The organism is Niveibacterium sp. COAC-50 (genome assembly GCF_013184235.1).
Classification (GTDB): Bacteria; Pseudomonadota; Gammaproteobacteria; order Burkholderiales; family Rhodocyclaceae; genus Niveibacterium; species Niveibacterium microcysteis.
This window is the reverse complement of sequence record NZ_JABCJM010000002.1, coordinates 641405-659614: the sequence shown is the minus strand read 5'-3', so window position 1 is coordinate 659614 and position 18210 is coordinate 641405. Positions and strand designations below refer to the sequence as shown.

Below are 18210 nucleotides of genomic sequence, written 5' to 3'. Positions count from 1 at the left end.
TTGCGTTTGACGTGAGGCATCGATGTTTCAACGGAAACTCCTGTCCGCGAGCCTGCTGCTCGCGCTGACCACCCCTGTTCACGCGGCCGAAAGCGCCGACGTGGCGAAGCTGCGCAAGGAAATCGAAGCGATGCGCGCGAACTACGAATCGCGCATCCAGGCGCTTGAAAAGCGGCTTGAAACCGCCGAGGCACGTAGCACCGCACCTGCGGTGGCCGTGGCCCCGAGCGTGGCGCCGGCCACCGTGACCGAACCCGCTGTGGCTGCACCGCAGGCAGCGCCGGTGGCCGCCGCACCGCAGTCGAGCGACAGCGCCTTCAACCCGGCCATTTCGCTGATCCTGGCCGGCCAGTACACCTACACCAAGCGCGATCCGGCCAACTACGCGATCACCGGCTTCCCGGTGCCGTCGGATGCCGAAATCGGGCCCGGCGATCGCGGCTTCAACCTTGGCGAATCGGAGCTCGGCTTGTCGGCCAATATCGACCACCGCTTTCGTGGCGTCGCGAACATCGCGCTGCACGGCGACAACTCGCTGTCGGTGGAGGAAGCGTATGTGCAGACGATGGGCCTCGATCACGGTTTGGGCCTGAAGGTCGGCCGCTATCTTTCCGGCATCGGCTACCTCAACGAAACCCACGCCCACACCTGGGACTTCGTCGACGCGCCGCTTGCCTACCAGGCCTTCGTAGGCGGCCAGTACGGCGACGATGGCGTACAGCTGCGCTGGCTGGCGCCGACCGACACCTACTTCGAATTCGGTGCCGAACTCGGCCGCGGCCGTGCCTTCCCCGGTAGCGATGCGGGCGGCAACGGCGCCGGTGGCGGCGCGGTGTATGGCCATATCGGCGGCGACATCGGCGAGAGCCACAGCTGGCGCGCAGGCCTTTCCTACCTGCAGGCGCGAGCGAAGGAGCAGGCGTGGGAAGCCGCTGACCTCGCCGGCAACAGCGTCAGCAACGCCTTCACCGGCGACACGCGGCTTTGGATCGCGGACTTCGTGTGGAAGTGGGCGCCGATGGGCAATGCCACGCTGCAGAACTTCAAGCTGCAGGGCGAATACCTGCGCCGCAGCCAGAAGGGCGATCTCGCCTACGACACCGCGGGCGCCAACAGCAGCGATGCGTATCGCAGCACGCAGTCCGGCTGGTACCTGCAGGGTATCTACCAGTTCATGCCGCAATGGCGCGTTGGCCTGCGCGGCGAGCAACTGCAGCACGGCACGGTGGACTATGGCCTCAACGCCGCGAGCCTCGCCGCCAGCAGCTACGACCCGGCACGTGCAAGCCTGATGCTGGACTACAACCCGAGCGAGTTCTCGCGCATCCGCCTGCAATTCACCCGCGATCTGTCGCGCGAAGGCCTCGCCGACAGCCAGGCCTTCATCCAGTACCAGATGAGCCTCGGCGCGCACGGCGCGCACACCTACTGAGCCACCACGGAGCACCGGACATGAAGAAACTCTTTGCCGCCACGCTGCTGATCGCAGCCGTCACCCCGGCCTCTGCCGCGCTCAAGGTCCTCGCCTGCGAGCCCGAATGGGGCGCCCTGGTACAGGAGCTCGGGGGCGACAAGGTCGATGTCACCCTCGCCACAACCGCATTGCAGGACCCCCACCATGTGCAAGCCAAGCCCAGCCTGATCGCGCGTGCCCGCAATGCCGAGCTGCTCGCCTGCACCGGCGCGGGGCTTGAGATCGGCTGGCTGCCGGTGCTGATCCAGCAATCGGGCAACGCCGCGATCCAGCCCGGCAAGCCGGGCAATTTCGCAGCGTCCGACTTCGTGCAGAAGCTCGATGTACCGACACGAGTCGACCGCGCCGACGGCGATGTGCACCCCGAAGGCAATCCGCACATCCAGACCGATCCGCGCAACATCGCCAAGGTGGCCGTGGCGCTTGCGCAACGGCTGGAGCAGATCGACCCCGCCAACCGCGCCACCTATCAACAGCGCGCGCAGGACTTCGCCAAGCGCTGGGATGCCGCACTCGCGCGCTGGTCGGCGCAGGCGGCGCCGCTGCGCGGCACGCCTATCCTGGCCCAGCACAAGGCCTGGACCTACATGGAGAACTGGCTCGGCCTGCAATACGTGGATGCGCTCGAACCGAAGCCGGGCGTCGAGCCCACCGCGGCCCACCTGCAGGAAATCCTCACGCGCCAGAAGGACCGCCCGGCCAAGCTGATCGTGTACGCCGCCTATCAGGACGCCCGTTCTGCCGACTGGCTCGCGGAGCGCGCGAAGATCCCGGCGGTGCAACTGCCCTTCACGGTCGGCGGCACGCCGGCCGCGAAAGACCTGTTCGGCTTGTTCGACGACACCATCGCGCGCCTGCTCAAGGGAGCCGGAAAATGATCGACTTCTCGGCACTCGATCTGTCCATCCTCGGCCCGGCGTTCGTCGCCGGCCTGCTGGTGCTCGCCACCCATGTGCCGATGGGCATGCAGGTGCTCGATCGCGGCATCGTCTTCATCGACCTTGCGATCGCGCAGATCGCCGGGCTCGGCGTGATCGCCGCCGACTTCATGGGCTGGGAGCCGCAGGGTCTGATGGTGCAGGTGGCGGCGGTCGCCGCCGCACTGGCCGGGGCGTTGCTGCTGACCTTCACCGAGCGGCGCGCGGGGCGCCATCAGGAGGCGCTGATCGGCGTGCTCTTCGTGCTCGCTGCGAGCGGCGGGCTGCTGCTGCTCGCGAGCAATCCGCACGGTGGCGAGCACCTGAAAGATCTGTTGGTCGGCCAGATCCTGTGGGTCAGCCCGAAGCAGATCGGCTGGCTTGCGGTGCTGACGGCGGTGTTGCTGGTGCTGTGGTTCGGCGGCGCCAGCAAGCGCGGCAGCTTCGTGTTCTACGCACTGTTCTCGATCGCGGTAACCGCATCGGTGCAGGTCGTCGGCGTGTATCTGGTGTTCTCGAGCCTGATCATCCCGGCGCTCGCCACGCGTGAGCTGAGCGGCACGCCCCGCCTGCTGGCGGCGTGGGCGCTCGGGGCGGTTGGCTATGCGCTGGGTTTGGCCGCCTCGGCGGTGTTCGACCTGCCCTCGGGGGCGGTGGTGGTTTGGGTGCTGGCGGTGGCTGCGGTGATGCTTGCGATGCTGGTGCGCCCGCGGACGGCGGACGTGGCGCCAGCGCCGCTGACCGAAATACGCTAGCCAGTCAGCACGCGAATTCGCCGCCGCAGTGCAGCCATACCGCGATTGTCACGCCCACCGCCGCCAACAGGTTGAGGCCGGGCAGCAACGCGATGCGGATCGCCCGGCGGCGGGTGCGGCTGTGGTTGAGCGACATCCGGCTCCACGCGAGTGCCACGATGTAGGTCAGCGGGTAGAGCCACACGCACACCAGCATCAGCACCAGGTAGTTGTCGTTGGCGGCGCCGCTGCCCTCGAAAAGCGTGAGCGAGAAAGTCGCCATGAAGGGCCAGCCGATCAGGGTCAGGCCGAAGATCAGGTTCAGCGCGAGCACCGTCTCGCGTTTCGTGCTTTGCATCAAGCACCTCCTTAGCCAGGCTTGGGGTTGCCTTTGCAGTGGGCACGCAAACCGTGTGCCACGCCTGAGCGGAGCCTGTGGCGCCAGTTTCCGCCTCAACGGCCGCCGCCGTCCGTGACGGATCGCGCGCTGCGCGGCATCGGGGTCAAGCCCGGTGGTGCGGGGCCGTAAACCGTCGTATGTCCCTGCGCTCCGCACGATTCCGGCTCCGCCTGCGCGCATTTCGGAGCACGCCATGCCACTGATCGCGCGCCTGATCCTTGGCGTTGTCGGCGTGCTCGCCGTCGCCGTGCTGTTGGCGGCACGCTTGCTCACGAGCGGCATCGGTGCCAGTTATGTGCAGATCGAACGCGAGGCGGCCGAGCACGAAACCGAGCGCCTGGTGAACGCGCTGGAAATCGAGGCCCGTTCGCTCGGTCAACTGCTGCTTGGCTGGGCGCACTGGAGCGAGCTGTACGGCTATGTTGCGGCGCCGAGTGCGGCCTTCCGTGCCGAGAACCTTCAGCCCACGGTGCTGGTCCCCTCCGATCTGGCCTGGGTGCTGGTGATCGGGCCGGATGGCCATGTCATCGACGCGATTGCGGCACCAGCGACGAAGGGCGCGGCGCCCGATCTTTCGCCCCTCAAATCCCCGTCCAGCCCGTTGCTGCGCACGCTGACCGGCCCGATCGCGGCGGACGCGAGCCGGTGCGGGGTAGCGCGCCTCGGCGCGGAGAACTTCCTCACCTGCCGCATGGCGATCCGCGATACCGCGGTGTCGCAACCGCCGCGCGGCGTGGTCGTGATTGCGCGCCGCTTCGATGCCACGCTGATCCAGCGCGTAAAGGCGGAAAGCCATATCGACTTCACGCTGGCGCCGCCCTCCGGGCCGGCTGTCAGCCCCGACATCACCGGCTCGCCGATCACATCGCCAGTGTTCGGCCGTGCCTCGCCGGTGATCCGCTCGACACCCGACACGCTGGAAGTGCGCCATGCCGTTTCCGATCTGGGCGGCGGGGTGTTCGGCGAACTGGTGATGAGCCTGCCGCGCGAGATCAGCGCACTGGGCCGCAGCAGCCTCGCGCATGTCGGCCTGAAGCTGCTGGCTGTGGCGGCGCTGTTCGCGGTGGCGCTGGTGTTCGTGCTCGATCGCGTACTCGTCTACCGGCTGCGCAAGCTCTCGGGCGAGATCGACCGCATCTGGCAGCAGAAGGACTGGACGCTGCGTGTGACGGAGAGCCGGAGCGACGAGATCGGTCACCTTGCGGCGCACACCAATGCCTTGCTCGCGGTGATTGGCGAACAGGTGCGCGACCTTGAACTGCGCGCTACCACCGATTCGCTGACCGGCCTGGCAAACCGGCGGGCGTTTGACGAACGTCTGGCGCTTGCGCTGCGCCGCCAGCAGCGCACCGGCGCTGGTCTCGGCCTGGTGATGCTGGATCTGGACAGCTTCAAATCCTTCAACGACCGCTACGGCCATGCTGCCGGCGACCATGCGCTACAGAAGGTTGGCGAGGTGATGCGCGGTGCGGCGGCGCGTGCCACCGACCTTTGCGCACGGCTGGGCGGCGAGGAATTCGCGATCCTGCTCGAAGATGCGGACAGCGCCGTCGTCATGAATGTCGCCAAGCATGTGCGCTTCACGATCGAATCGATGAACATCCCGCACAAAAATTCGCAGCACGGTCGGCTGACGATCAGCATCGGCGTTGCGCTGCATGAGTACGGCGAAGACGGCGAGAGCTTCTACATGCGCGCCGACGCCGCGCTGTATCGCGCCAAGGAAGGCGGCCGCAACCGGATCGAGCTCGCGCGCGAGGGGCTGCCGGTGGTGATCGAGTCGCCCGGCAACACCAGCCGCATCTGACGCGGTGGCGTCGGGCCCGGCGTCAGGCCTGGTGTCAGGCTGTTTCGCGCCGTGTCACGCGGGCGCCTAGTACGAGCGCCACCAGCGTAACGGCGGCGGCCAGCAGCATCGCTGCACCCGGCAGATGCCAGCCGACAGCCGGGTCGATCGAGGCCGCGAACACCAGGCTGAAGGTGCCCGGCGCGAGCAGCCCGACCAGGGCCGACATGCTGCTGTTGGCGCCTTGCAGTTGCCCCTGTTCCTGCGGGCTGACATGGCGCGTCATCAGCGCCTGGAGCGCGGGGCCGAAGAAACCCATCGCCGCGAATACCGGCAGGCCGGCCCAGAACCAGAAACCGGTGGGGGCCAGTCCGTACACCGTGAAACCGGCGACGCCCGCTGCCAGCCCCAGCAGCAGTGCGTTGCGCTCGCCAATTGCCGGCACCACCCGACGCACCAGTCCGGCCTGCACGATCACGTTGCAGATGCCGACCGCTGCGAGCGTGAGGCCCACCGTTTGCGCATTCCAGCCGTAGCGGTGGCCGGTGTAGAGCACGAAGGTCGACGGCAGCGCGTAGTGCGCGAACCAGTACAGCGCGTTCACACCGGCCAGCCCGAACAGCTCGCGGTGCGAGCGCAACAGCGTCAGCGCGCCGAGCGGGTTGGCGCGCTGCCATGAGAACCGGGGCGAGCGGCGTTCGCGCGGCAGGGATTCGGGCAGCACGAAGAAGCCGTAGCCGAAGTTCGCCAGCGCCAACGCGCCGGCGACCCAGAACGGCAGGCGCGGGTCGATACCACCGAGCAGGCCGCCGACCGCCGGCCCGACCACGAAGCCCAGGCCCCAGGCCGCGCCGATCATGCCAAAGGCGCCGGCACGCTTGTCCTGCGGCGTGACATCGGCGATGTAGGCGCCAGCGGTGGAGAAGCTCGCCGCGGTGATGCCGGAGATCACACGCCCGACGAACAGCCACCACAGCGTCGGCGCCAGCGCCATCAGCAGGTAATCGAGGCCCAGGCCGAGGCAGGAGATCAGGATCACCGGGCGGCGGCCGAAGCGGTCCGACAGCGCACCGAGCAGCGGCGAGAAGACGAACTGCATCAGCGCCCAGGCGGTCGAGAACAGGCCGTTGATCTCTGCCGCGCGGGCAGTGTTGCCGCCCATGAAGGCTTCGATCAGCTTGGGCAGCACCGGGATCACGACGCCCAGCGCGAGCACGTCGAGCACCACGGTGATGAAGATGAAGACGACGGTGGCGGTGCGCGGGGCTGGGCTCACGGCGGGCTCGGCGACAGGAAAGCGCCGATTGTGGCAGAGGCCTCGCGCACCGGGTGTGTCAGCGCATCGCGAAGCGTTCGCTGTGGAAGGCGTCGCGCGGCAGGCCCAGCGCTTCGAGCCCGCTGCGCAGGGTCTGCGCAAAGCCGCGGGGGCCGCAGAACCAGACCCGCGCGCCGTCGAGCGAGCCGGTGGTGGCGGCGACGCGGTCGGCCGACAGCAGGCCGGCGCAATCGGCCGCCATGCGATGCAGCGTCACGCCCGCACGCGCACAGCGCGCCTCCAGGTCAGCCGGGAACAGCGCTTCGCTGTGCTGCTGCGTGCAGTACCAGAAATCCACCGGCCGCTTGGCGCCGCCCTGTGCCGCCAGCGCATCAAGCCGGGCGAGGAAGGGCGTGATGCCGATGCCGCCAGCGACCCAGATCTCGCGCTTGCCGTCGGCGCTGAAGTCGAAGCAACCGTAGGGGCCTTCCAGCTCCACCGCCTGACCGGCCGCCAGGCGTGCAGCGAGCGTGTCGGTGTAGTCGCCGAGCGGTTTGATCACGAAACGCGGGCGGCAGGGGTCGTCGGCCGAGGCGATCGTGAAGGGGTGCGGCCCTTCCAGCGCGTCGAACTTGAGGAAGGCGAACTGCCCGGCCCGATACCGCAGGCCCGGTGCCGGCAGCGCGAGGCGCAGGTCGATCAGGCCGCTCGGCGACACCGCGACCGATTCGATGCGGCCCTGGAGGGTGCGTGTCTTGCCGATGCGGCCGGCGAGCGACCACAGCGCACCGGCACCGCCTACTGCTGCGGCGACGATCAACACCCAGCCTGCCGGCGCTGCGAGCCAGCTGTCCGGCATCAGTACCACCGCGTGGAAGGCGCCGAAGAGGAATACGACGGCCAGCGCCTTGTGCACCCAGCGGAAGTAGCGATAGGGAATGCGCTGCACCAGCGCGACAAGCACCAGCGCGATCAGCACGTAGAAGGCCCACTCGCCGCTGTCCTTGGCGAAGTCGATCAGCGCATTCTCGGGGCCGTGCGGGCCGCCGCGCGCGCGGCGCATCACCAGGCCCAGTTGCACCAGCCACTTCGCGCCGTTCTCGGCGAACCAGTGCAGGCCCAGCGTAACGCCGGCCGCGATGCCGAGCGACTTGTGCAGGCCGTAGGCCTTGTCCAGCCCGTTCAAGCGTTGTTCCAGCCAGCGCGGGCGGGTGGCGAGCAGGATCGCCGCGCTCATGGTGGCGAGGCCGAGCAGGCCGGTCAGCAGTACCGCTTCGCGGCGCCAGGCCCAGAAGCCGGCGCCGTTGGCGCTCGGGCTCATCAGCCAGGCGCCAGCCACGAGGGCGAGCAGGCCGTACAGATATCGATTCATGACGCATCTCCGGGGGAAGGATGGCGTGAAGACCCCAGCATGCTTGCTGGAGCTTCCCGGTAGTTTGAGCGAACGCCCTGCGGGCGTTCTTGTTCCAAACTTGTCTCAGCTCACCCCGCCCTTCAGGGCGGGGTGAGCTGAGACGCCCGGTCAGTGTCCGACTCCAAGCTTAAGCAGCGATTAACGAGGCACGGAGGCTGGCAGGTCGGGCCCCCTCAGCGGTTCTCCAGCCGGTTGTAGTCGAGCAGGCCGCCGTCGATCGGCCCCTCACGCCGCATCGCGTCGTGCAGCGTATCGCTGAAGGCCCAGAAGTCCGGCCGCGTGCGGCGCACCGCGAAGCGGTCGGCCAAACGGCGGTAGTCCGCTTCCGAGGCGAGCCCGCGCACCGCCTCGGTTAGCGCCGGCAGATCGGCCGCCTTGAGCTCGTAGAGCGCGTTCGGATAGGCCCCGACGAAGCCCGGTACGACGGTCAGGCGGTTTTCAGCCGGCGCCAGCGCCTTGGATTCGCGCAGCAGATGCGTGACGTTGAAGTGACCGGTGTCGCGCAGCAGCGAGAAGTAGTGCGGGCGGCCCGCGGCGTCGCTCACTTCGAGGTAGGCGACCTCGGGCATCCAGTCGAGGCTGGCGCCCTGCACCGCGGCCAGCGCTTGCAGGGGCCGGCGCAGCGCGGCGTCGGGGTAGGTGTCGAGCGCGAGCCGGGTGTCGAGCGCAGGGCCGAGGCGCTTCTTCAGCAGCGTGAACAGCTCGGTCTTCGGGTCGTCGCTGCGGAAAGGCACGGCGGTTTCGACGCCGGCATCCATGCCCAGCACCCGCTTGAGGGCGTCGCCGTCGTGGCGATACCAGTACGACAAGGTGTCCTTGCGTGCGGCCTGCGGCAGCATCATCGCGAAGTTGGTTTCGCCTTCCATGCGCAGGAAGTCCATGTACAGCCGGCTGTGCAGCTGGTGGCCGATGTTCCCGTAGATGTCGAAGCCGGCCGAGAGCAGGTAGAAGACCCGCTCGAACAGGTTGTAGCCCATCACCCAGGCGGTTTTCGGCGGTTCGCCGACGAGGCCCTTGACCACCGTGGCGCTGTCGAAGTGGCGGAAGATCGTCAGCGCCGCGTTGGTGTTGTGGCCGTCGCCGTCCCAGATCGTCGTGAGTGCCGGGCCGCCACGCTTTTGCGCCACTTCGCGCAGCGCCGCGGTGCGCGCACGCACGAATTCCTCTTCTTGCTCGGCATAGGCGCGCCATGGCTTCAGCAGGCCTGCGTCGCTGCCCCAGGCGGCCGGCAGCTTCAGTTTGGCCGCCTCGCGCTGCACCCGCTCGCTGGCATCGCTGACCGCGCCCTCATCCGGGTCGGTGAAGAAGACCCAGAAACGGTCTTCGATCACGTCCAGCGCGAGTTGCCCGCGGCATACCGGGCCCTTGATGAAGTTCATGACGAAGAACTGCGCTTCGTCGAGCAGGAAGCGATGGCGCGAATTGACCGGAAGCTCGTGGAAAGTGGCGAGCGGATTCGCGGCCGTCTGCGCGGTGTAGCCGGGCAGCGTATCGACGGTGTAGTCCGGCTTCAGGAACCAGCCGCGATACTTCGCCATGCGTTCGGCGTCGAGCCGGTAGGGCATGTGGGTCTTCGCGACGATCGGCTCCTGATCGCGCTGCAGGCGGTAGAAGACGCGTATCACGCCGGGGTCGTCGAAGGGCCGGCGCGTGGCGACGAGCTGGATCGGCTGGCCCGGCGGCGTGGCGCTGCGCACCAGCTTGTAGGCGTTGGCGTCCTTCGCGTTGCTGACGTACAGATGCCCGAGGAACAGGTGTTCGTACAGGTAGCGGCTCATCAGCCGTTCCTTGTTCGAATTGCCGTTCAGAAAGCGTTCCCAGTTGTCGACCTCGCGTTGCTCTGCCGCAGGTACTGGCGCCGGGCCTTCGTCCGGTGCGCCCTGTTCGAGCCAGCGGGCGACGAGATCGAACTCGGCTTGCGTCAGGCCGGGCAGGCCGTAGGGCATGCCGGCGAGCGGCTTGTCCCGCGCATAGTCCTCGAAGTTCTCGATGCGCGGGCAGCTCTGCTTGCGATCGAGCCCGAAGTCGAAGTCCTTAGGCAGCACATCCACCTGCGGCAAGGGGTGCGCCTGCTTCAGCGCCAGTGCGCGGTACAGCAGGCTCGCGGTGTGGTTGGCGGCGGGCGTGGCTTCACGCTCGTTGAGCACCGGCGCGAAGCCCTTTGCGCGCCACTCGGAGGCCCGCAAGGCATCGGCAAACAGGCGTGTCGTCGGCGCTTCGTTCAGGCGCGTGCCGTCGTACACCAGCTCCGGGCTGATGCCCCGCGCGATGCCTTCCCAGCTGCCGAGCTTGAGTTGGCAGGGGGCGTCGTAGCAGGCGTGGCACACCACGCAGCGCTGGCCCAGCAGCGGCTGGATCTGGCGCCGGTAGCTGACTTGCCCCGCGCTCGGTGCCACCGCGTGGTCGTAGCGTGTCGGATCGGCCGGCGCGTGTTCGCGCTCGAAGGCTTCGCGGGCAAGCATGCCGCAGCCGGCCAGCAGCAGCGTGGCGAGCAGGATCAGACGGGTCGGAGACAGGACAGGCATCGGTTTGCGGGGCCGGGGAACAGGAGCGCGCGATGGTAACCCGCCGACCCGGCGCCGCCGCTGGGGTAAACTGCCCGGCTTGCACGAAAGCGTGCGCGGAGGCCACCCATGAGCGGACTCGATACCGATACCCCGATCCCGACCGATATTCGCCTGCATCAGCGCTCGCGCCTGCTTGAGATCGCGTTCTCAGATGGCGAGCGCTTCGAGCTGCCCAGCGAATATCTGCGCGTCTATTCGCCGTCGGCTGAAGTGCGCGGCCATGGCGAAGGTCAGGAAGTGCTGCAGACCGGCAAGCGCGATGTGAACATCAGCGCGATCGAGCCGGTCGGCCACTATGCGGTGAAGCTTGTCTTCACCGACGGGCACGACAGCGGGCTCTATACCTGGGATTACCTGTACCAGCTGGGCGCGCGGCACGAACCGCTGTGGGCCGAATACCTGCGCCGCCTCGAAGAGGCCGGCGCGAGCCGCGACACTGAAACGCCGAAGGCGCCCAAGGGCGGCTGTGGGTCGGGCAGTTGCGGCAGCCATTGAGGAATTGACGATGAACGACAAGACCACGCACTTCGGCTACGAAACCGTTGCCGAGAGCGAAAAGGCCAAGAAGGTTGCCGGGGTGTTCACCTCGGTGGCGCAGAAGTACGACGTGATGAACGACCTCATGTCGATGGGCATGCACCGGCTGTGGAAGAAGTTCACGATCGACATCGCCAACGTGCGTCCTGGCGAGCGCGTGCTCGACGTGGCCGGCGGTACCGCCGACCTCTCGCTGGCGTTTGCCAAGCGCGTCGGCGACACCGGCCAGGTGTGGCTGACCGACATCAACCACGCGATGCTGGCCGTCGGCCGCGACCGTGTGCTCGACAAGGGTTTCAACCTGCCGACTGCGCAGTGCGATGCCGAAAAGCTGCCGTTTGCGTCGGACAGTTTCGATCTGGTCACCGTGGCCTTCGGCCTGCGCAACATGACGCACAAGGACGTCGCGCTGGCCGAGATGCGCCGCGTGCTGCGCCCGGGCGGCCGCCTGTTGGTGCTCGAGTTCTCCAAGATCTGGAAGCCGCTCGCGCCGGTGTACGACGCATACTCCTTCAAGCTGCTGCCGTGGATGGGCAAGAAGGTCGCCAACGACGCCGACAGCTACCGCTACCTCGCCGAATCGATCCGCATGCACCCGGATCAGGACGCGCTGGCCGACATCATGCGCGGCGCCGGGCTCGAACGCGTGCAGTACTTCAACCTCGCGGCTGGCGCGGTGGCGCTGCATCGCGGCTACAAGTTCTGATTCCGTTACCGCAAGTGCCAAGGGTTTGGCTTTCGCGGCCAGCCCTTGAACTTGTCGTGCTCGCTCGCATCTAACAGCCCGACCCCACTGACACGAAAGTAGTCCAACGAATGAAACGTCTGATGATCGCGGTGTTTGCAATCTTTATCGGTAGCGCGATGGTTGTGGCGGATGCCGAGGCCAAGCGCCTGGGTGGCAGCCGTTCGATCGGCATGCAACGCACACCGGCCACTGCACCGGCGCGCCCGGCTACGCCGCCGCAGGCCGCGCCGCAACCGGCATCGCCGACTGCTGCCAAGCCGGGCGTCACGCCGCCGGCGGCGCAACCCTCCGGCTGGCGCAAGTGGGCGGGCCCCCTGGCGGGCCTCGCCGCCGGTATCGGGCTGGCTTCGCTGCTGTCGCACTTCGGCGTCGGCGGTGACTTTGCCGGCATCCTGCTTGCCGTACTCGCGGCCGGTGTCGTGTTCATGCTGATCCGCCGTTTCATGGCCAGCAAAGCACCGCAGCAGGCTTCGCCGATGCAGTACGCCGGTGCGGGTGCGCCGTACAACGCACAGGCTGATCGCCCGGTCGTGACTTCGATTGGCGGCGGCGCTGCGCCGCTCGCCGCCGAGCCGGTGGCCAACACGCTGCCAGCCGGGTTCGATGCCGAGGGTTTCACCCGCAATGCCAAGGTTCAGTTCGTGCGGCTGCAGGCGGCCAACGACGCCGGCAACCTCGACGACATCCGCGAATTCACCACGCCGGAAATGTTCGCCGAGTTCAAGCTCGACATCGACGAGCGTCGCGGCGCGGCGAACCAGACCGACGTGATCCAGCTCGATGCTGAAGTGCTCGAAGTGGCTGAGGAAGGCAATCGCTACATTGCCAGCGTGCGTTTCCACGGCCTGCTGCGCGAAGAGAAGGATGCGCCGCCCTCCGGCTTCAACGAGGTCTGGCACCTGACCAAGCCGGTTGCCGGCAACGGCGGCTGGGTGCTGGCGGGTATCCAGCAGGTCGCCTGAACGCGATGAGCGAAGTCGCTCGTCCGACGCTCCCCAGCAACGCCTTTGCGCGCCTGCTGGGGCACTTGCTGGCGCGCAATGCCTGGGCGCGCGAACGGCTGCTGCCTTTCGCCGGACGCCGCGCCCACCTGGCGCTGGGCGCGGTGGCGGTGGATTTCGTGATCGGCGATAACGGCCAGATCGCAGCCTGCGCGGAAGCGGACGATGCCGATGTGCGGCTTGCTTTGCCGGCCGGCGCCCTGGCTGAACTGCCGGACGGCCCTGACGCCCTGTTCCGCCAGGCGCGCATTTCGGGCGACGCGCATTTCGCCGAAACCCTGGGCTTCGTGCTGCGCAACCTTGAGTGGGATGCCGAGGAAGACCTCTCGCGCATTGTTGGCGACCCGCTTGCGCATCGGCTGCATCAGGGCGCCCGTGAATTTGCCGGCTGGGGCCGGCAAGCGGCGCGCAACCTGGTCGACAACCTGCGCGAATACGCGATCGAAGAAGCGCGCCTGACACCGCCACGGCCTGAGCTGGAGGCCTTCGGCCGCGACGTGGCCGCGCTGCGCGACGACCTTGCGCGGCTTGGCAAGCGGATAGAGCGGATCGAACGCGGCAGCGCCTGAACACGGCGCGAACTGCTCTGCCTGAAGACACAAACGCCCCCGGATACGGGGCGTTTTTCATTGCGCTGCCGCATGCAGTGGCTTGATCCAGCTCGACTTTCTGCTTGACGGCGGCATTGCGCGTCGGTGGCTTTTACACTTAAAGTCGCGCTTTCCACCCGCTCGTCCGAGGTCATCAGCTGCCAACGCCAGGCGCTGCCACCCGGACAGCCCCGGCCCCTCCGGCAATCCCGGCCCGGGCGCGAGACACCAAAAGTAGATCCAAGGGAGGGAGACAAAAGAATGGCGTTTGTGATGCTGTCCACCGGCGGGCTGACCGCCTCGGGGGTGCGCACGCTGTCGACCCGCACTCTGCTGGTCGCCGGCCTTGGCGTGGCCGCCCTGCTGCTGACGCTTGGCGCCGTGCTTGGCTACCTGATGGCCGGCGGCTCGCCCGCTGCACTGCCGAAGCTGCCCTCTTTCCGGCAGAACCCCTACACCGTTGAGCAGCTCGGCGCGATCGCCGGGCGCGTGTTCAAGCTCGAAAACGAGGCCGCCCATCTTGGCCGCAAGATCGGCGTGCTCGAAGACTATGAGAAGAAAACCCAGGGCAAGGGTGGCAGCGGCGGCCCGATGCTGCCGCCGCGCGTGATCAGCAGCCATGACCCGATGGCCGAGCTGGATGCCGCACTCGCGCGTGTCGAATCGCAACTGAGCGAGATCGGCCAGGTCACCGCACAACGCAACCTTGGCCTCATGACCTTCCCCAGCCGTCGCCCGATCGAAAGCGTCGAAATCGGCTCGACCTTCGGCAACCGTGTCGATCCGATCACGCGGCGGCTGGCCTTTCATGCAGGACTGGACTTCACTGCTGACCCGGGCACGCCGATCCGCGCGGCCGCGGGCGGCGTTGTCGCGTTTGCAGGCTGGAGCCCGGATTTCGGCTGGGTGGTGGAACTGGACCACGGAAACGGCCTGATGACGCGCTACGCCCATGCGTCGAAGCTGCTCGTGAAGACCGGGCAACTCGTCGAGCCGCGTCAGGAGATCTCGCGTGTCGGCTCCACCGGCCGTTCGACCGGGCCGCATCTGCACTTCGAGGTGATCCGCGACGGCGAGTATGTCGACCCGCGCGACTACCTCGCCGGGCTTTGACGTGGCGATCCCGTTCCGCGCCGGCCGCACGCGCCAGCTGACCCATGCCGGCCTGGTGTTGTCGCGCCGCAAGCGGCCGACCACGCATCTGGCGATCGGCGTGCTCAGCGGCATCGTCGTTGCAGGCTTGCTGGTTGGCGGCTTCCTGCTGTTCGCGCCGGAAAGCGCCAACGTGCGCGAGCTGGCCGAGGCACGCAGCGAACTGCGAACGCTGCACAAGGCGCTGGAAGACAGCACCTTGCGCTCGCGCATGAGCGAGGCGCGCGCAAACGAGCTGGAGCGCCAGGTCGATGGCCTTAATGAACGCATCCGTGCGCTGGAAGATGAAGTGACCTTCTTCCGCAAGGCGCAGGAGGGTCGGCGCTAGCCCGCCACGCACCATCCGATTCCATGATGCGCCGGCCAACGGTTGGCACCGGCGCGCGACACACCATTGCAGGAGACCCCCGATGTTCGGCAAGAGCAAGAAACCGCACCTGATCGAAGTCAGCAAACTCTCGAGCCTGATCGCCGAGGACGTCGAGATCACCGGCGACATCGTGTTCGGCTCCGGCCTGCGCATCGACGGCACGCTCAAGGGCAATGCGATGGGCAAGGACGGCGACAGCAAGAAGGAGAAGAGCCTGCTCGTGCTGTCGGACAAGGGCCGCATCGAAGGCAGCGTGCGTTGCTACGACGCGGTGATCAACGGCACCGTGATCGGCGATCTCGAAGTCGAACACTTCCTCGAACTGCAGCCGAAGGCGCGCGTCTCCGGCACGATCCGTTACCACAAGCTTCAGATGGAAGTGGGCGCCGGCGTGCAGGGCACGATTACCCAGGTTGGCGGCGACGCCTTGCGTGACAACGTGGTCGAACTGCCCGCCGAGAAGGCGGACAAGGGCGACAAGGCCGAGCGCGCGCGCAGCGCCTGAGAGCGCCGAAAAAACGGTGGTCGCCCGACGCAGCGGGGCACTTCGGTGCCCCGTTGTCTTTTGTGGCGTCGCTCGTCCTACAATCGCGCTTCGCGACTTCCCGGCCGTGCGGCAACGCGCGGCAGCCCCGAAAGATGGAGCCTGTACCGATGTCCCGCATCCCGAAACTCGCGCTGCTCTTGTTGCTGGGCGCCCCGCTGTTCGCGGCCCCGGCCAGCGCACAGACCGACTACGCCGGCCTTGGTGTCGAATCGGTCAGCCCCGCGACGCTTGAGCAATTCCGCCCGAAACCACTGCCGCCCGAAGTCTCGCGCCGCATCCAGTCGATGCTGGATCTGCGTGCACCGGGTACTGGCCTGCTCGCGCCGGACGGCAAGCGCCTTTTCTTCAGCTGGCGCGTCAGCGGCAGCGATCAGGTGTGGCGGCTCGATGGCCCGGATCGCTTCCCGGTACAGATGACCGGCGGAGAAGACCGCACCCTGCCGCTGGCAGTGACGCCGGACGGCAAGTGGCTGGTCGTATCGCGCGATCGCAAGGGCGAGGAAAACCCGGGCATCTACCTGCAAGCGGTGGGCGGCGGCGCCTTGAAGATGGTGCAGCACCTGCCGAAGGTGCAGTCGCGCTTCGGCGCGATCAGCCGTGACAGCCGCTTCCTCTACTTCACTGCCAATGACCAGAAGCCCGACAGTTATGCGGTCTATCGCTACGACATCGCAAGCGGCGAGAAGGTGCAGATCTTCAACGAGGCCGGGTTGTGGAACGTGGCCGATCTGGCCGACGACGGCACCCTGCTGCTGGTGAAGTACACCGGCTCGCAATCGCGTGAATATGTGGTGCTCGAACGCGGTGGGCGCGTCACGACGCTGTTCGGCCAGGGCGAGAAGGAGAACTACGAGGCGCAGTTCGGTGCCGCGCCCGGTGAGCTGCTGGTGAGCACCAACAAGTTCGGCAATTTCCAGCGCCTCTACCGCTGGCGCGCCGGTAACTTCACGCCGATTACCGGTGAGCTGAAGTGGGATGTCGAATCCTTCGGCACCGACCATGCGCGCAAGCGGCTGTACTACACGGTGAATGAAGCCGGCTACAGCCGCACCCATGCGATCGACCTGAAGACCGGCAAGCCGCTCGCGCTACCCTGGCCGGCCGACGCGGACCACCAGCTGGTTGGATCTGCGACACCGGATGGCCGTTTCGTGACGCTTGCCGTCGGCACGCCGAAGGCACCGCGCCAGAGCTATGTGTGGGACTGGCAGACGAAGAAGCTGACGCGCTGGATCACGCCGTCGGCACCGGAAGAGGATACCGGCCGCTTCGTCACCGCACGGCTGGAGAGCTACCCGGCCCGCGACGGCACGCCGATCCCGATGTTCGTGCGCCGCCCGCCGCAGTGCGAAGGCGCCGAGGCGCCGGTCTGCCCGGTGCTGGTGCACTTCCACGGCGGCCCGGAGGCCCAGTCTCGCCCCGGTTTCTCGCCGTTGTGGCAGATGTTCGTCGATGCCGGTTTCATCGTCGTCGATCCGAATGTGCGGGGCTCCGACGGTTACGGGCGCAACTGGCTCGACGCCGACAACGGCTTCAAACGGCTCGATGTGATCACCGACATCGAGGACGCGTCTAAGTACATCCGCAGTGCCTGGGCGAAGAACGGCGTGGTGCCTAAGGTCGGCGTGTTCGGCGGCAGCTACGGCGGCTATTCCACGCTGATCGCGATGACGATGTTCGCCGGTGCCTACGATGCAGGCGCCTCGGCAGTCGGCATGGCGAACCTGCTGACCTTCCTGCAGAACACTGCACCCTATCGTCGCCAGCTGCGCATCACCGAGTATGGCGACCCGGAGAAGGATCGCATCGCGCTGCTGAAGCTCTCGCCGACCACCTACATCGACCGCCTGAAGGCGCCGCTGCTGATCAGCCAGGGCGCGTCGGATCCGCGCGTGCCGGTCGGCGAGGCGGTGCAGATGTATGAGGCCGCGAAAGCCAAAGGCGCCAAGGTCGAACTGATGATCTTTGCCGACGAGGGCCATGGCACCGCCAAGCGCGAGAACCAGGCGCTCGAATGGGGCCACATCCTGCGCTTCTTCCAGCAGCACCTGCAGTAAGCGGCCCAGCGCGGCCCGCGACACACGCCCCTGCCGAGCCGGGGGCGTTTTCGTTTCAGCTCTCCAGCAGGCTGCGCAGCATCCAGGCGTTCTTCTCATGCACCTGCATGCGTTGCGTCAGCAGGTCCGCACTCGGGCCGTCGTGCGCCGAATCCGCGAGCGGAAACACATGCCGCGCGGTGCGCACCACCGACTCTTGCCCGGCCACCAGATGGCGGATCATGTCGAGTGCCGACAGCCCGTCGGCCGGCTCGCCGATCGAGCTCAGGCGTGCATACGCCGAGTAGGTGCCGGGCGCGGGATGGCCGAGTGCGCGGATCCGCTCGGCGATCAGGTCCACCGCCAGCGCCAGTTCGGTGTACTGCGCCTCGAACATCAGGTGCAGCGTGTTGAACATCGGGCCCTTCACGTTCCAGTGGAAGTTGTGCGTGGTCAGGTAGAGCGTGTAGGTGTCCGCCAACAGGCGTGACAGCCCGTCCGCGATGCGCGCGCGGTCGCTGTCGTTGATGCCGATATCGATGCTCATGCGGTTTCTCCTGCGTTTGTGCGCGATCGGCTGGCATCGCGCCCCGATCTGCCTACACTGAAGCCTAGACGCCCGCGTCTGTCCCGCCCAATTGAGGGTGTGGATGCTTCGCATAGTGCAGGGCTATCGTGATCG

Annotated in this window: 17 protein-coding genes; 12 read left to right on the top strand and 5 right to left on the bottom strand. The window is 67.4% G+C overall.

From position 1 onward, the window contains the following. Nucleotides 1-22: 22 nt before the first annotated feature. From HH302_RS10520 to HH302_RS10510, 3 genes are read left to right on the top strand one after another with little or no spacing between them, the layout of a single operon-like run. Complete coding sequence (locus HH302_RS10520) at nt 23-1432, top strand: hypothetical protein (protein WP_172202038.1); 1410 nt, start codon at nt 23-25, stop codon at nt 1430-1432. 20 nt (nt 1433-1452) lie between these two features. Continuing rightward, entirely contained in the window at nt 1453-2352 is a 900-nt protein-coding gene (locus tag HH302_RS10515) for a metal ABC transporter solute-binding protein, Zn/Mn family (protein ID WP_172202036.1), read from the top strand. Further along, nucleotides 2349-3146: a metal ABC transporter permease gene (locus HH302_RS10510; RefSeq protein WP_216661862.1), complete on the top strand. Its 798-nt coding sequence runs from the start codon at nt 2349-2351 to the stop codon at nt 3144-3146. Before HH302_RS10515 ends, HH302_RS10510 begins: the two co-directional genes overlap by 4 nt. 4 nt (nt 3147-3150) lie before the next feature. Here HH302_RS10510 and HH302_RS10505 read toward each other — a convergent pair whose 3' ends face one another. Then, on the bottom strand, nt 3151-3483 hold the full coding sequence (locus HH302_RS10505; RefSeq protein ID WP_172202034.1) for a hypothetical protein: 333 nt from the start codon (nt 3481-3483) through the stop codon (nt 3151-3153). A gap of 235 nt (nt 3484-3718) precedes the next feature. Between HH302_RS10505 and HH302_RS10500 the strand changes: the two genes are divergently transcribed. After that, a complete protein-coding gene (locus tag HH302_RS10500) occupies nt 3719-5332 on the top strand; it encodes a diguanylate cyclase (protein WP_172202032.1) in 1614 nt (537 codons plus the stop codon). A 34-nt stretch (nt 5333-5366) separates the two neighbouring features. On the opposite strand, the gene HH302_RS10495 is transcribed toward HH302_RS10500, so the two are convergent. The 3 genes from HH302_RS10495 to HH302_RS10485 form a co-directional block, all read right to left on the bottom strand. Further along, nucleotides 5367-6587: a TCR/Tet family MFS transporter gene (locus HH302_RS10495; RefSeq protein WP_172202030.1), complete on the bottom strand. Its 1221-nt coding sequence runs from the start codon at nt 6585-6587 to the stop codon at nt 5367-5369. Between the two features lie 58 nt (nt 6588-6645). Next, entirely contained in the window at nt 6646-7938 is a 1293-nt protein-coding gene (locus tag HH302_RS10490; RefSeq protein WP_172202028.1) for a ferric reductase-like transmembrane domain-containing protein, read from the bottom strand. 215 nt (nt 7939-8153) lie between these two features. Beyond that, nucleotides 8154-10505 (bottom strand): fatty acid cis/trans isomerase, encoded by a 2352-nt coding sequence (locus HH302_RS10485; protein WP_172202026.1) that lies wholly within the window; start codon nt 10503-10505, stop codon nt 8154-8156. A 108-nt stretch (nt 10506-10613) separates the two neighbouring features. Between HH302_RS10485 and HH302_RS10480 the strand changes: the two genes are divergently transcribed. The 8 genes from HH302_RS10480 to HH302_RS10445 all read left to right on the top strand — a co-directional run bounded on the left by HH302_RS10480 (nt 10614) and on the right by HH302_RS10445 (nt 17549). After that, nucleotides 10614-11042, top strand: a complete 429-nt coding sequence (locus HH302_RS10480) for a gamma-butyrobetaine hydroxylase-like domain-containing protein (protein WP_172202024.1) — start codon at nt 10614-10616, stop codon at nt 11040-11042. Nucleotides 11043-11052: 10 nt separating this feature from the next. Then, nucleotides 11053-11790 (top strand): bifunctional demethylmenaquinone methyltransferase/2-methoxy-6-polyprenyl-1,4-benzoquinol methylase UbiE, encoded by a 738-nt coding sequence (gene ubiE / locus HH302_RS10475; RefSeq protein WP_172202022.1) that lies wholly within the window; start codon nt 11053-11055, stop codon nt 11788-11790. Nucleotides 11791-11900: 110 nt separating this feature from the next. Next, the gene (locus HH302_RS10470; protein WP_172202020.1) at nt 11901-12794 is read left to right on the top strand and encodes a Tim44 domain-containing protein; all 894 of its coding nucleotides are present in this window, start codon (nt 11901-11903) and stop codon (nt 12792-12794) included. A gap of 5 nt (nt 12795-12799) precedes the next feature. After that, nucleotides 12800-13402 (top strand): SCP2 domain-containing protein, encoded by a 603-nt coding sequence (locus HH302_RS10465; protein ID WP_172202018.1) that lies wholly within the window; start codon nt 12800-12802, stop codon nt 13400-13402. Nucleotides 13403-13684: 282 nt separating this feature from the next. Beyond that, the gene (locus tag HH302_RS10460) at nt 13685-14536 is read left to right on the top strand and encodes a M23 family metallopeptidase (protein ID WP_172202016.1); all 852 of its coding nucleotides are present in this window, start codon (nt 13685-13687) and stop codon (nt 14534-14536) included. Further along, complete coding sequence (locus tag HH302_RS10455) at nt 14502-14903, top strand: hypothetical protein (RefSeq protein WP_172202014.1); 402 nt, start codon at nt 14502-14504, stop codon at nt 14901-14903. The genes HH302_RS10460 and HH302_RS10455 overlap by 35 nt, the downstream gene beginning before the upstream one ends. A gap of 82 nt (nt 14904-14985) precedes the next feature. Continuing rightward, nucleotides 14986-15450, top strand: a complete 465-nt coding sequence (locus HH302_RS10450; protein ID WP_172202012.1) for a polymer-forming cytoskeletal protein — start codon at nt 14986-14988, stop codon at nt 15448-15450. A 149-nt stretch (nt 15451-15599) separates the two neighbouring features. After that, the gene (locus tag HH302_RS10445; RefSeq protein ID WP_172202010.1) at nt 15600-17549 is read left to right on the top strand and encodes a prolyl oligopeptidase family serine peptidase; all 1950 of its coding nucleotides are present in this window, start codon (nt 15600-15602) and stop codon (nt 17547-17549) included. A gap of 55 nt (nt 17550-17604) precedes the next feature. Here HH302_RS10445 and HH302_RS10440 read toward each other — a convergent pair whose 3' ends face one another. Continuing rightward, nucleotides 17605-18075 (bottom strand): Dps family protein, encoded by a 471-nt coding sequence (locus HH302_RS10440; RefSeq protein ID WP_172202008.1) that lies wholly within the window; start codon nt 18073-18075, stop codon nt 17605-17607. Between the last annotated feature and the right edge of the window lie 135 nt (nt 18076-18210).

Coding starts and splice junctions, on each gene's coding strand:
- ubiE (WP_172202022.1), top strand. CDS start 11,053: ATGAACGACAAGACCACGCACTTCGGCTACGAAACCGTTGCCGAGAGC.
- HH302_RS10470 (WP_172202020.1), top strand. CDS start 11,901: ATGAAACGTCTGATGATCGCGGTGTTTGCAATCTTTATCGGTAGCGCG.
- HH302_RS10485 (WP_172202026.1), bottom strand. CDS start 10,505: ATGCCTGTCCTGTCTCCGACCCGTCTGATCCTGCTCGCCACGCTGCTG.
- HH302_RS10445 (WP_172202010.1), top strand. CDS start 15,600: ATGTCCCGCATCCCGAAACTCGCGCTGCTCTTGTTGCTGGGCGCCCCG.
- HH302_RS10460 (WP_172202016.1), top strand. CDS start 13,685: ATGGCGTTTGTGATGCTGTCCACCGGCGGGCTGACCGCCTCGGGGGTG.
- HH302_RS10515 (WP_172202036.1), top strand. CDS start 1,453: ATGAAGAAACTCTTTGCCGCCACGCTGCTGATCGCAGCCGTCACCCCG.
- HH302_RS10440 (WP_172202008.1), bottom strand. CDS start 18,075: ATGAGCATCGATATCGGCATCAACGACAGCGACCGCGCGCGCATCGCG.
- HH302_RS10480 (WP_172202024.1), top strand. CDS start 10,614: ATGAGCGGACTCGATACCGATACCCCGATCCCGACCGATATTCGCCTG.
- HH302_RS10490 (WP_172202028.1), bottom strand. CDS start 7,938: ATGAATCGATATCTGTACGGCCTGCTCGCCCTCGTGGCTGGCGCCTGG.
- HH302_RS10500 (WP_172202032.1), top strand. CDS start 3,719: ATGCCACTGATCGCGCGCCTGATCCTTGGCGTTGTCGGCGTGCTCGCC.
- HH302_RS10505 (WP_172202034.1), bottom strand. CDS start 3,483: ATGCAAAGCACGAAACGCGAGACGGTGCTCGCGCTGAACCTGATCTTC.
- HH302_RS10450 (WP_172202012.1), top strand. CDS start 14,986: ATGTTCGGCAAGAGCAAGAAACCGCACCTGATCGAAGTCAGCAAACTC.
- HH302_RS10465 (WP_172202018.1), top strand. CDS start 12,800: ATGAGCGAAGTCGCTCGTCCGACGCTCCCCAGCAACGCCTTTGCGCGC.
- HH302_RS10520 (WP_172202038.1), top strand. CDS start 23: ATGTTTCAACGGAAACTCCTGTCCGCGAGCCTGCTGCTCGCGCTGACC.
- HH302_RS10455 (WP_172202014.1), top strand. CDS start 14,502: ATGTCGACCCGCGCGACTACCTCGCCGGGCTTTGACGTGGCGATCCCG.
- HH302_RS10510 (WP_216661862.1), top strand. CDS start 2,349: ATGATCGACTTCTCGGCACTCGATCTGTCCATCCTCGGCCCGGCGTTC.